Genomic DNA, 13,068 nt, shown 5'->3' with positions numbered 1-13,068 from the left:
GAACGTTGCATAAGTGTTCACACAAATTACTTGATATACACCCGAGCTAGGGTCTGTAGCTCAGTTGGTTAGAGCGCACCCCTGATAAGGGTGAGGTCGGTGGTTCAAATCCACCCAGACCCACCACGCTCATAATACTATTTGGGGCCATAGCTCAGCTGGGAGAGCACCTGCTTTGCAAGCAGGGGGTCGACGGTTCGATCCCGTCTGGCTCCACCAATTCAATAAGCCTTCAAAGAGGGTTTATTGAATTGGCATTAGTGTTGATAGCTCTTTAACAATTTAGAAAGTTGTACATGTATTTTTTAGCCCCTAGTTGGCTAGAAAATATATAAGAAGTATAAAACGTGATATCGCATGTTTTATACTGCTTAAGTAATTCATAATGAACGTTATTTACAGATATATAGCCTTTTTGGGGTTATATGGTCAAGTGAATAAGTGCATACGGTGGATGCCTAGGCGACAAGAGGCGATGAAGGACGTTGTAGCTTGCGATAAGCTTCGGGGAGGTAGCAAACAACCTTTGATCCGAAGATTTCCGAATGGGGAAACCCGGCCATTTTTAATGGTCACCTTATACTGAATACATAGGTATAAGGAGCGAACCTGGGGAACTGAAACATCTAAGTACCCAGAGGAAAAGAAATCAACCGAGATTCCCTTAGTAGCGGCGAGCGAACGGGGACCAGCCCTTAAGCTCTATTTGTGTTAGTGGAACATACTGGAAAGTTTGGCCATAGTGGGTGATAGCCCCGTACACGAAAATGCATTTAGAGTGAAATCGAGTAGATCGGGACACGTGATATCCTGATTGAACATGGGGGGACCATCCTCCAAGGCTAAATACTACTTGTCGACCGATAGTGAACCAGTACCGTGAGGGAAAGGCGAAAAGAACCCCTGTTAGGGGAGTGAAATAGATCCTGAAACCGTATGCATACAAGCAGTGGGAGCACCTTCGTGGTGTGACTGCGTACCTTTTGTATAATGGGTCAGCGACTTACTTTCAGTGGCAAGCTTAACCGTTAGGGGAGGCGTAGGGAAACCGAGTCTTAATAGGGCGTCATAGTCGCTGGGAGTAGACCCGAAACCGGGCGATCTATCCATGGCCAGGGTGAAGGTGAGGTAAAACTTACTGGAGGCCCGAACCCACTTATGTTGAAAAATGAGGGGATGAGCTGTGGATCGGAGTGAAAGGCTAAACAAGCCCGGAGATAGCTGGTTCTCCTCGAAATCTATTTAGGTAGAGCCTCGCATATCACTGTTGGGGGTAGAGCACTGTTACGGCTAGGGGGTCATCCCGACTTACCAACCCGTTGCAAACTCCGAATACCAACAAGTGCAATTGCGGGAGACACACGGCGGGTGATAAGGTCCGTTGTGGAAAGGGAAACAGCCCAGACCGTCAGCTAAGGTCCCAAAATGATACTCAGTGGAAAACGATGTGAAAAGGCACAGACAGCCAGGAGGTTGGCTTAGAAGCAGCCATCCTTTAAAGAAAGCGTAATAGCTCACTGGTCAAGTCGGTTTGCGCGGAAGATTTATCGGGGCTTAAGTATCATACCGAAGCTACGGATGCGTGTTTACACGCATGGTAGAGGAGCGTTCTGTACGCCTGTGAAGGTGAATCGAGAGGTTTGCTGGAGGTATCAGAAGTGCGAATGCTGACATGAGTAACGATAATGGGGGTGAAAAACCCCCACGCCGAAAACCCAAGGTTTCCTGCGCAATGCTAATCAGCGCAGGGTTAGTCGGAACCTAAGGCGAGGCCGAAAGGCGTAGTCGATGGACAACAGGTTAATATTCCTGTACCGCGTATAACTGCGATGGGGAGACGGAGAAGGCTAGATCAGCATACTGTTGGATATGTATGTTTAAGCATGTAGGGCGAGTTCTTAGGTAAATCCGGGAACTCATTAAACCTGAGATGTGATGTCGAGGACTCTACGGAGTCCGGAGTGATTGATGCCATGCTTCCAAGAAAATCCTCTAAGCTTCAGGTTATAGGCGTCCGTACCCCAAACCGACACAGGTGGGTGGGATGAGAATTCTAAGGCGCTTGAGAGAACTCTGGTGAAGGAACTAGGCAAAATGGTACCGTAACTTCGGGAGAAGGTACGCCCTCTAGGTGACGCGACTTGCTCGTTGAGCTCAAGAGGGTTGCAATAAAATGGTGGCTGCGACTGTTTACTAAAAACATAGCACTCTGCAAACTCGTAAGAGGAAGTATAGGGTGTGACGCCTGCCCGGTGCCGGAAGGTTAATTGATGGGGTTATCTTCGGAGAAGCTCTTGATCGAAGCCCCGGTAAACGGCGGCCGTAACTATAACGGTCCTAAGGTAGCGAAATTCCTTGTCGGGTAAGTTCCGACCTGCACGAATGGCGTAACGACGGCCACACTGTCTCCACCAGAGACTCAGTGAAATTGAAATAGCTGTTAAGATGCAGTTTACCCGCGGCTAGACGGAAAGACCCCGTGAACCTTTACTATAGCTTTGCACTGAACTTTGAACCTATTTGTGTAGGATAGGTGGGAGACTTTGAAGCAGGAACGCCAGTTCTTGTGGAGTCATCCTTGAAATACCACCCTGGTATGTTTGGAGTTCTAACCCAGGTCCGTTATCCGGATCGGGGACAGTGTATGGTGGGTAGTTTGACTGGGGCGGTCTCCTCCCAAAGAGTAACGGAGGAGCACGAAGGTACCCTAAGGACGGTCGGAAATCGTCCGCTTAGTGCAATGGCATAAGGGTGCTTGACTGCGAGATAGACACATCGAGCAGGTACGAAAGTAGGTCATAGTGATCCGGTGGTTCTGTATGGAAGGGCCATCGCTCAACGGATAAAAGGTACTCCGGGGATAACAGGCTGATACCGCCCAAGAGTTCATATCGACGGCGGTGTTTGGCACCTCGATGTCGGCTCATCACATCCTGGGGCTGTAGCCGGTCCCAAGGGTATGGCTGTTCGCCATTTAAAGTGGTACGCGAGCTGGGTTTAGAACGTCGTGAGACAGTTCGGTCCCTATCTGCCGTGGGCGTTTGAGAATTGAGGAAAGCTGCTTCTAGTACGAGAGGACCGAAGTGGACGAACCTCTGGTGTTCCGGTTGTCACGCCAGTGGCATTGCCGGGTAGCTACGTTCGGACGGGATAAGCGCTGAAAGCATCTAAGCGCGAAGCCTCTTCCAAGATTAATTCTCACTGATTCTTTAAGAATCCTGAAGGGCCCTTGAAGACTACAAGGTTGATAGGCATGGTGTGGAAGCGCAGTAATGTGTGAAGCTAACATGTACTAATTGCCCGTGAGGCTTGACCATATAACACCCAAAAGGGTTGTTATTTAAATAACTAACATTATGAATTGATGTGCAACTTTCTAAATTATTGCAGAGAATATCTCTGATGCCGATTTGCCTGGTGGCAATAGCGAGCGTGTACCACCCGATCCCATTCCGACCTCGGAAGTGAAACCGCTTAGCGCCGATGATAGTGTGGCAGTAGCCATGTGAAAGTAGGGAACTGCCAGGCTTTTACACAAAAACCCGCCTCTTGGCGGGTTTTTTTTGCTCTATGGTTTTTGCTTTTTTCAGGGGGTAAATCTATACGTTGGCTCTAAAGATGTAGCTACTTATCAGTTTTGTACGTCAATATGCGGCACCCTAGTTAGCTAATGATGGATGAGTTAGCATTTGTGGTTTGGTGCCTTGTTTATTTGTTTGTTGGGCTTCTGTCGGACGCTATAGCTCTAACGAATACTGTTACAACGATACCTATTTTTAGCATTAGTACCGATAAGATTTGTATGTTTCAATTTTGTTTTGTTTGATTTCTGATCGTTAGTTTATAGAGTTGCTATTGACAGAAATACAGGCATAAAAAAAGCGGATAATTTATATCCGCTTTTTTTATAAACCGTATGTTATTAGTTACTTTGATTTAAACAATTGAGTGTTCAAAGCACTCCCTTTTTAGAGGTTACTATTTTGTTGTGGTTAAAAACAATCGCCAGGTATGCTAACGGTGCCTTCCATTAATACTCGTGCACTTCGGCTCATGGTTACTTTATTGACGCTCCACTGTCCATTGATATTACTTACTTCTGCACCAACCTTCAATGTACCTGAGGGGTGCCCAAAGGTAACAATGTTTTTTTCACCACCTCCTGCTGCAAGGTTGACTAATGTTCCGGGTATGGCAGATGCAGTGCCAATGGCAACCGCTGCTGTCCCCATCATCGCATGATGAAGTTTACCCATTGATAATGCACGTACATTTAGGTCTATACTTTGAGCATCAATATTTTTCCCACTTGAAGATACATAGGATTCTGGTTCGGAGACAAAGGCTACCTTTGGTGTGTGTTGGCGGGCAGCCGCTTCTGAAATATCGTTAATCAGGCCCATTTTAATAGCGCCGTACGCTCGTATCGTTTCAAAGCGCTCTAAGGCGTCAGCATTACTATTAATAGCTTCTTGTAACTCAGTGCCTGTATAACCTATATCTTTAGCATTTAAGAATACCGTTGGTATTCCCGCATTAATCATGCTGGCTTTGAAAGTGCCTATGCCAGGTACACTAAGGTCATCAACTACATTGCCTGTTGGAAACATTGCTTCTGAAGGATCGACAGGGCTGACAAAATCAACTTTAACTTCAGCAGCTGGGAAAGTGACCCCATCGAGTTCAAAGTTACCTGTTTCTTGTACTTGACCGTTTGTTATGGGGATATGTGCGATGATCGTCTTGTTGATATTTTTTTGCCAAATTCGTACTACAGCTATGCCATTATCTGGCACACGTTTTTTATCAACGAGGCCACATGTGATTGCAAATGAACCTACTGCTGCAGTTAAATTACCGCAGTTACCGCTCCAATCGACAAAAGGTTTATCAATAGCGACCTGTCCAAATAAATAATCGACGTCATGATCGGCTTGATCACTTTTGGCCAAAATAACTGTTTTGCTGGTGCTGGATGTTGCACCTCCCATTCCATCCGTTTGTTTGCCGTATGGGTCTGGGCTACCTATGACGCGTAATAATATGTTATCACGTGCCTCGCCGGCTACTTGGGCCTCTTTGGGCAGGTCAGTTAAGTTAAAGAACACACCTTTGCTTGTGCCGCCACGCATGTAGGTGGCGGGAATTTTTATTTGTGGCACGTATGTCATTCTAAATCCTGTATTAAGCAGCTGATGATGACTCTAAGAAGTCTTGGGCAAAGCGTTGTAATACACCGCCGGCTTCATAGACGAGAACTTCATCTGCGGTGTCTAGGCGACATGTTACGGGGACATCAATGGTCTCGCCGTTTTTACGTGTAATTGTCAATGTAAGGGTGGCACGTGGTGTTATATCGCCTGTTACCGTATATGTTTCTGTACCGTCTATGTTGTAAGTATGACGATTTTCACCGGCTTTAAATTCAACTGGTAATACACCCATGCCAACTAAGTTAGTACGGTGAATACGTTCAAAGCCTTCGGCTACGATTACTTCAACACCAGCAAGCCTTACGCCTTTTGCCGCCCAGTCACGTGATGATCCTTGGCCGTAATCGGCGCCCGCTATAATAATAAGTGGTTGTTTACGGTCCATGTATGTTTCGATTGCTTCCCACATGCGGCTGATGGTTCCTTCTGGCTCAATTCTAGCTAGCGAACCTTGTTTGACTTCGCCGTTTTCTTTAACCATTTCATTTAATAGTTTTGGGTTTGCAAATGTCGCACGCTGGGCCGTTAAATGGTCACCACGGTGTGTTGCATATGAATTGAAATCAACTTCAGGTAGGCCCATTTTATGCAGGTATGCGCCAGCAGCGCTATCTAACATAATCGCATTAGAGGGTGACAAGTGATCGGTTGTGATGTTATCACCTAGTACAGCTAGTGGACGTAAATTTTTAAGCGTACGTTCACCGGCTAAAGCACCTTCCCAATAAGGAGGGCGACGAATATACGTTGTTTGTGGACGCCAATCATATAGGGGGCTGACTTGTTCTTGTTGAATATCTGATTCAGGGAACATCGGGATGTAAATTTCGCGGAATTGTTCGGGCTTAACATACTGCTTAACAATTTCGTCAATCTCTTCATCGCTGGGCCAGATATCTTTTAAGGTGACTGGATTGCCTTCTTGATCATTACCTAGGATGTCTTTTTCAATATCAAAACGAATAGTACCTGCAATCGCATAAGCAACAACTAATGGTGGTGACGCCAAGAAAGCTTGTTTTGCATATGGGTGAATTCGTCCATCGAAGTTGCGGTTGCCAGATAATACAGCAGTGGTATATAGGTCTCGCTCAACCACTTCTTTCTGAATAACGGGATCCAGTGCGCCGCTCATCCCATTACAGGTTGTGCAAGCAAAGCCGACGATACCAAAACCCATTTCTTCGAGTTCAGGTAATAGGTTTGCTTCTTCTAAGTAAAGCTGTGCTACTTTTGAACCTGGTGCGAAGGATGATTTTACCCACGGTTTGCGGGTTAGGCCTAGTTCGTTAGCTTTCTTAGCGACAAGGCCAGCAGCAATAACATTACGTGGATTACTAGTGTTAGTACAGCTAGTGATGGCGGCAATGATAACTGCACCGTCGGGCATTAAGCCTTCTTCGTTTTCTACGGTGCCTGAAATACCACGTTCAGCTAATTCTGATGTTGGTACACGGCGGTGAGGGTTTGATGGGCCAGCAATATTACGTACGACGGTTGATAAGTCGAATGTTAATACGCGTTCGTATTCAGCTGTTTTAAGATCATCGGCCCATAGGCCTGTTTCTTTGGCGTAGTTTTCTACCAATTTAACTTGTTCGGCATCTCTGCCGGTTAGTTTTAGATATTCGATGGTTTGCTCATCAATAAAAAATAAGCCTGCGGACGCACCAAATTCAGGTGTCATATTTGAAATGGTGGCACGGTCACCGAGTGTTAACTCGGCAGCGCCTTCGCCAAAGAACTCAAGGTAGGAAGAGACAACTTTAGCATTACGCAGGAATTCGGTAATAGCCAGTACGATATCAGTGGCTGTAATACCAGGTTGTCGTTTGCCAGTGAGTTCAACACCAATGATATTAGGTAAGCGCATGTATGACGGGCGACCCAACATGACTGTTTCTGCTTCTAGGCCACCAACGCCAATTGCAATAACTCCTAAGGCATCAACATGTGGTGTATGGCTATCTGTTCCGACGAGTGTATCAGGGAATGCAACGCCGTCACGAGCATGTATAACCGGAGACATTTTTTCTAAGTTGATTTGATGCATGATGCCATTACCAGGCTGAATCACATCTACGTTTTTAAAGGCTTTTTTAGTCCAATTAATGAAGTGAAAGCGATCATCATTACGACGGTCTTCAATTTCACGGTTCTTTTCAAAAGCGTCTTTTTCAAAACCAGCATGTTCTACGGCCAGCGAGTGATCCACGATCAATTGTGTAGGGACAACTGGGTTTACTTTAGACGGGTCGCCACCTTTTTCTGCAATAGCATCACGTAAGCCAGCTAGGTCGACAAGTGCTGTTTGACCAAGAATGTCATGACATACAACACGTGCTGGGTACCATGGAAAGTCTAGGTCTTGTTTGCGTTCTATTAATTGTTTGAGAGAGTCAGTTAATGAAGCTGGATCACAGCGTCGAACTAAGTTTTCTGCGTGTACGCGAGAGGTGTACGGTAGCTTTGCATAAGCGCCTGGTTCTATTGCGTCAACAGCGGCACGTGTGTCGTAATAGTCTAAGTCAGTGCCTGGTAGTTTTTTGCGGTAATCTGTATTCATTTTTTTACTCATATATATTTAGATAAAAAAGCCAGCCGTGAAATGCAGGCTGGCTTATATGTTATCACGCTGTGTTTAGTCGCGATCTTCTATCGGTGGTACTGGACGTGGGTCTGGGCCTACGTAGTCCGCATTCGGTCTAATAATGCGGTTGTTTGAGCGTTGTTCCATAATATGCGCCGTCCAACCAGTGACCCGAGACATAACAAAGATCGGGGTAAATAACTTGGTTGGGATGCCCATGAAATGATAAGCAGAAGCATGGAAGAAATCAGCATTACAGAATAATTTCTTTTCACGCCACATGACTTCTTCACAGCGTACAGACACTGGGTAAAGTGTTGTGTCGCCAACATCAGCTGCTAACTTTTCAGACCATTTTTTAATGACAGCGTTACGCGGATCACTGACCGTATAGACAGCGTGTCCAAAGCCCATGATCTTTTCTTTGCGTTTTAGCATTTCCATCATTTTTTCTTCAGCTTCATCAGGTGATTTCCAATCTTGAATCATCTCCATTGCAGCTTCATTAGCGCCGCCGTGTAAGGGGCCACGTAATGTGCCAATTGCGCCGGTCACACATGAGTGGATGTCTGATAATGTAGAAGCACAAACACGTGCAGCAAATGTAGAGGCGTTGAACTCATGCTCTGCGTAAAGAATAAGAGAGGCGCTCATAACAGCAGTATGTACGTCGTTTGGTTTTTCGCCACGTAACATGTGTAAAAAGTGTCCGCCAACAGAATCATCATCGGTTGCTGTTTCAATGCGAACACCTTCATGACTGAATTTGTACCAGTAGCAAATGATGGATGGGAAGACAGCAACCATACGATCGATTTTATCTGTTTGTTCAGAGAAATCTTTCTCTTCTTCAAGGTTTCCCAGCATAGAGCAACCTGTGCGAATTACATCCATTGGATGAGCATCTGCAGGAATATTTTCCAGAACCGTTTTTAATGCGTCTGGTAAGCCTCGTAGAGACTTAATTTTAGCAATGTACTGATCTAGCTCTGCTTGGTTTGGTAGTTTGTTGTAAGCTAATAAATAGGCTACCTCTTCAAATTTTGCGTTTTCCGCAAGTTCGGTCATGTCATAACCGCGATAAGTTAAACCTGTGCCGGATTTACCAACGGTACATAAGGCGGTTTCGCCTGCTGATTGTCCGCGAAGCCCAGCTCCGCCTACTTTCTTTTCAGCCATTATTTTTTCTCCTTTGAAAATAGAGCATCTAATTTTTGTTCATATTCGTGGTAGCCCAATACATCGTATAGTTCCATACGTGTTTGCATGGTATCGATAACATTAACTTGAGTACCTTCTTTGCGAATGGTTTCGTAGACGTTCAATGCTGCATTGCTCATTGCACGAAATGCTGACAATGGGTAGAGCACCATGCTCGCACCAGCTTCGCCAAGTTCTGTGGTAGTGAAGTAGGGTGTTTTGCCGAACTCTGTAATATTTGCTAAAACAGGTACGTCTACTGCCGCAGTAAAGGCACGGTAATCGTCTAGTTCGTAAACAGCTTCTGCAAAAATCATGTCCGCGCCAGCTTCAACGTAGGCACATGCACGGTCGATAGCAGCTTGTTGGCCTTCGCTGTTATAGGCATCTGTACGTGCCATTAAGACAAAGTCAGGGTCTGTTTTTGCGTCAGCAGCGGCTTTAACGCGATCAACCATTTCTTCTTTGGTGACAAGTTCTTTGTTTGGGCGATGTCCGCAACGTTTTGCAGCCACCTGGTCTTCAATATGAACCGCAGCAACACCGGCACGTTCAAATTCTTTGATAGTACGTGCAATGCTAAACGCGCTGCCCCAGCCTGTGTCGATATCAACCAATAAAGGGACGTCGGTTGCTGCCGTAATTCGGCTGGCATCTGTTAGAACGTCATTTAAGGTGGTAACACCAAGGTCTGGAAGTCCAAATGATGTGTTGGCAACACCGCCACCTGAAAGATAAATAGCTTTATAGCCTGTTTTTTCGGCCAATAAAGCGGCATAAGCATTGATGGTGCCCATTATTTGTAATGGTTTTTCCTGTGCCATGGCTTCACGGAAGCGTCGGCCTGCTGATTGAATGGTCATCTAAAATAAATCTCCTTAACTAAGTGTTATTTAAACGCTTTTTGGATAACCAAGCGTTTTAAGGTTGTCGGCAATTTCGCCTAAAGATGCGGGGTCGTCAATGGTGGCTGGTACCTTATGTTCTTGGCCATCGGCCATGCTTCGCATAGTGCCGCGTAATATTTTACCAGAGCGTGTTTTTGGTAATCGTTTAACGATTGTAGCCATTTTAAATGCTGCGACAGGACCAATTTTTTCACGAATTAAGGCAATTAGCTCTTCTCTAACCTCTTCTTCGTTACGGTTGGCACCTGATTGTAAAACAGCAAAACCCATTGGCGATTGTCCTTTGATGTTATCAGCGACACCAATGACGGCGCATTCAGCCACGTCTGGGTGCGATGCAAGGACTTCTTCCATTGCGCCGGTTGATAAACGATGCCCTGCTACGTTTATGACATCATCGGTACGGCCCATGATGTAGACATAACCCTCTTCATCTTGATAGCCAGCATCGCCTGTTTCGTAATAGCCCGGGAAGGTTTCCAAATATGAGCTAAAGAATCGCTCTTCATTTTGCCATAGTGTTGTAAAGGTGCCTGGCGGTAGTGGTAGTTTAATGGCAATGGCGCCCATTTCACCGTTTGCAACAGCTTGCCCCGATTCATCTAAGAACTGGACATCATAGCCGGGGACGGGTTTGGTTGGTGATCCTGCTTTAACGGGAAATGCTTCAAGGCCTAAACAATTTGCAGCAATAGCCCAGCCTGTTTCTGTTTGCCACCAGTGGTCAATAACAGGGACGTGAATTTTATTTTCTGCCCATGTTAGTGTATCTGGGTCGCAACGTTCGCCAGCAAGAAATAAAGCCCGCATACATGAGATATTGTACTTTTTAAGGTAATCGCACTGAGGGTCTTCTTTTCTAATAGCCCGTAATGCAGTAGGAGCGGTAAATAATGACGCTACTTTGTATTCAGAAATAACACGCCAAAAAGCCCCCGGGTCAGGTGTGCCAATGGGTTTTCCTTCAAACATAACCGTGGTAGAGCCATTTAATAAAGGCCCATAACAAATATAAGAATGACCAACTACCCAACCAATATCTGAGGCTGCCCAGAAGACTTCGCCGGGTTTGATGTTATAAAGGTGCTCCATGGTCCACATCATGGCGACTGCGTGGCCTCCATTGTCGCGAACGACACCTTTCGGCTGGCCAGTGGTGCCAGAGGTGTAAAGAATATAAAGTGGGTCAGTTGCTTCTAGCGAAACACAATCGACAGGTGATGCACTATTAATAGCGCTGGCCCAATCAATATCTCGGCCTTCTTTCATAGAGGCAGTTGCTTGCGGGCGTTGTAAAATAACCGTGTTAGCAGGCTTGTGCTCGGATACGTTAATCGCTTCATCGAGCAACGGCTTATATTCAATAATGCGACTGCCTTCAATGCCACAAGATGTTGATAAAATAACGCTGGGTTTTGCGTCGTTAATACGCGTGGCGAGCTCGTTTGAGGCAAAGCCGCCAAACACAACGGAGTGAACTGCGCCGATCCTAGCGCAGGCTAGCATTGACATCACGCCTTCTGGAATCATCGGCATGTAGATCAGCACGCGGTCTCCTTTTGTGACACCAAGGTTGGTTAAAACGCCGGCTAACCTTGATACTTCATCAAGAAGCTCTTGGTAACTGTAAGTTTTTTTAGTGTTTGTAACGGGGCTGTCGTAAATTAGTGCGGCTTGTTTTGCAAGACCATTTGAGACATGGCGATCGAGAGCGTTGTAGCAGGTGTTTAACTTGGCGCCGGCAAACCATCGATAATAAGGGGCTTTTGAGTCATCCAGTACGCGATCCCATTTTTGGTCCCAATCAATCGTCTTCGCAGCGTTTGCCCAAAAAGCTTCGGGCTGTTCAAGGGATTGCCTATATTGATCTAAATACTGCCCCATCTTTTTCTCCAAGAAGTGAATGCTAGTGACTATTTTTTTATTTGTTACGCTTTATAGTTTGAACAGCCGGTCATAATACTATTTTGAGGTGTTTTTTTCAACCCAAACCCTTAAGCCTTGGATGATTAGACTTATATCTAACATTAGAATTTTAAACAGGTTTTCTTGGCTGATTTGGCAGCCTGTCGCACGAATTTCTTCCACAAAATAGTTTTTTATTTTATCACCCAAGTCCTTGTCAGATGTTGTCTGCAAGGCAAGGTCGGCAAATATTTTTATGCGTTGACGAAGTGATTCTGCGAGTGGGTTTAAGTTATCTACCATGCAAAAGTGCGTAAGGTAGGCACGATCACACTGGGTGTTCATAAGTTTATCAATAGATTCTAGCCAGTCAGCAGGGTCAAAATCTACCGGTGAAGATGGCGGGAATATAAACGGTTGACCGTTAACAGTCAGTTCTGGATAGGCGACACCAAAGGTATCTCCAGTAAACATGCCGTTGCTGGTTTTGTCGATAATACATACGTGGTGCTTTGCGTGGCCTGGTGTATCAATAAATTCAAGTAGCCTATTTTGAAAGTTTAACCTAAGCCCATCATTAGCTTCTGTGACGCGTAGTTGATCGATTGGGACCAAATTGCCGTATTGTTTTTTGAATTCTGCCTCACCATATACAGACGAAGCGCTTGCTTGGAGCCTGCTTGGGTCGATCATGTGTCGAGCGCCTCGTGGGTGAATAATAAGTTGAGCATTAGGGCATTGTTGCATGAGGCTGCCGGCACCACCTGCATGATCTAGGTGAACATGTGTGGGGATAATGAAATCAACATTATCAACAGGAATGTTTTTGATTTTAAGAAGTTCTAGTAATAGAGGGGTTGTGAAATTGGTGCCAGTATCAATAAACGCAGCATGATTGTTTTGCTCAATGAGGTAGCAACTGGCTAAACCAGGCCGAATATACTGCGTGTCGATGCAGCTAATGCCATGCCCTAACGATTTATAGGTTGGTTTTTCCATGTGTTTGCCTGTTGGGTTTGTTTTTAGTTAAGTAAGGGGCTGATATTTCAAACTAAAGACTACTGTATTGGAGCGTGTAAGCAAACTTTTTATATGAGGCTAGTGCCGAGAAAATACTAATGTTAAACGGTAGTTTGAACTGTTGGGTTAAGACGTTACGGCAGGGGGGGTATGTTTTGTAACAGTAAATATAGTGAGTTTATGTAAAAAGGCGAGGCCTTATTTCCCATGCTTAGAGGGAGTATAAAGTTTG

General features: G+C 45.4%; 6 protein-coding genes, 2 tRNA genes and 2 rRNA genes. 4 read left to right on the top strand and 6 right to left on the bottom strand.

The window, feature by feature from the left end; genetic code table 11:
• Positions 1-49: 49 nt before the first annotated feature.
• From CYCME_RS11740 to rrf, 4 genes are all read left to right on the top strand, one after another.
• Positions 50-126 (top strand) — tRNA-Ile (locus CYCME_RS11740).
• A 17-nt stretch (positions 127-143) separates the two neighbouring features.
• Positions 144-219 (top strand) — tRNA-Ala (locus CYCME_RS11735).
• A gap of 208 nt (positions 220-427) precedes the next feature.
• Positions 428-3,317 (top strand): 23S ribosomal RNA (locus CYCME_RS11730).
• Positions 3,318-3,413: 96 nt separating this feature from the next.
• Positions 3,414-3,528: ribosomal RNA gene (gene rrf / locus CYCME_RS11725) — 5S ribosomal RNA — on the top strand.
• A 464-nt stretch (positions 3,529-3,992) separates the two neighbouring features.
• On the opposite strand, the gene prpF is transcribed toward rrf, so the two are convergent.
• The 6 genes from prpF to CYCME_RS11695 all read right to left on the bottom strand — a co-directional run bounded on the left by prpF (position 3,993) and on the right by CYCME_RS11695 (position 12,815).
• Positions 3,993-5,171 (bottom strand): 2-methylaconitate cis-trans isomerase PrpF, encoded by a 1,179-nt coding sequence (gene prpF, locus CYCME_RS11720; protein ID WP_020161706.1) that lies wholly within the window; start codon positions 5,169-5,171, stop codon positions 3,993-3,995.
• A gap of 13 nt (positions 5,172-5,184) precedes the next feature.
• Positions 5,185-7,779: a Fe/S-dependent 2-methylisocitrate dehydratase AcnD gene (gene acnD, locus CYCME_RS11715; RefSeq protein WP_020933156.1), complete on the bottom strand. Its 2,595-nt coding sequence runs from the start codon at positions 7,777-7,779 to the stop codon at positions 5,185-5,187.
• A gap of 75 nt (positions 7,780-7,854) precedes the next feature.
• A complete protein-coding gene (gene prpC / locus CYCME_RS11710; protein WP_015005074.1) occupies positions 7,855-8,982 on the bottom strand; it encodes a bifunctional 2-methylcitrate synthase/citrate synthase in 1,128 nt (375 codons plus the stop codon).
• Positions 8,982-9,866, bottom strand: coding sequence for a methylisocitrate lyase (gene prpB, locus CYCME_RS11705; RefSeq protein ID WP_015005075.1), 885 nt, complete (start codon positions 9,864-9,866; stop codon positions 8,982-8,984). The genes prpC and prpB overlap by 1 nt, the downstream gene beginning before the upstream one ends.
• A 30-nt stretch (positions 9,867-9,896) precedes the next feature.
• Positions 9,897-11,795, bottom strand: a complete 1,899-nt coding sequence (locus CYCME_RS11700) for a propionyl-CoA synthetase (RefSeq protein ID WP_020933155.1) — start codon at positions 11,793-11,795, stop codon at positions 9,897-9,899.
• A 78-nt stretch (positions 11,796-11,873) separates the two neighbouring features.
• Positions 11,874-12,815 carry an MBL fold metallo-hydrolase gene (locus CYCME_RS11695; RefSeq protein WP_020933154.1) on the bottom strand — a complete coding sequence of 314 codons (942 nt, stop codon included), beginning with the start codon at positions 12,813-12,815 and terminating at the stop codon, positions 11,874-11,876.
• Positions 12,816-13,068 lie beyond the last annotated feature (253 nt).

Source organism: Cycloclasticus zancles 78-ME (assembly GCF_000442595.1).
Lineage (GTDB): Bacteria > Pseudomonadota > Gammaproteobacteria > Methylococcales > Cycloclasticaceae > Cycloclasticus > Cycloclasticus pugetii.
This window is presented reverse-complemented; position numbering and strand designations above follow the sequence as displayed.

Coding starts and splice junctions, on each gene's coding strand:
- prpF (WP_020161706.1), bottom strand. CDS start 5,171: ATGACATACGTGCCACAAATAAAAATTCCCGCCACCTACATGCGTGGC.
- acnD (WP_020933156.1), bottom strand. CDS start 7,779: ATGAATACAGATTACCGCAAAAAACTACCAGGCACTGACTTAGACTAT.
- prpC (WP_015005074.1), bottom strand. CDS start 8,982: ATGGCTGAAAAGAAAGTAGGCGGAGCTGGGCTTCGCGGACAATCAGCA.
- prpB (WP_015005075.1), bottom strand. CDS start 9,866: ATGACCATTCAATCAGCAGGCCGACGCTTCCGTGAAGCCATGGCACAG.
- CYCME_RS11700 (WP_020933155.1), bottom strand. CDS start 11,795: ATGGGGCAGTATTTAGATCAATATAGGCAATCCCTTGAACAGCCCGAA.
- CYCME_RS11695 (WP_020933154.1), bottom strand. CDS start 12,815: ATGGAAAAACCAACCTATAAATCGTTAGGGCATGGCATTAGCTGCATC.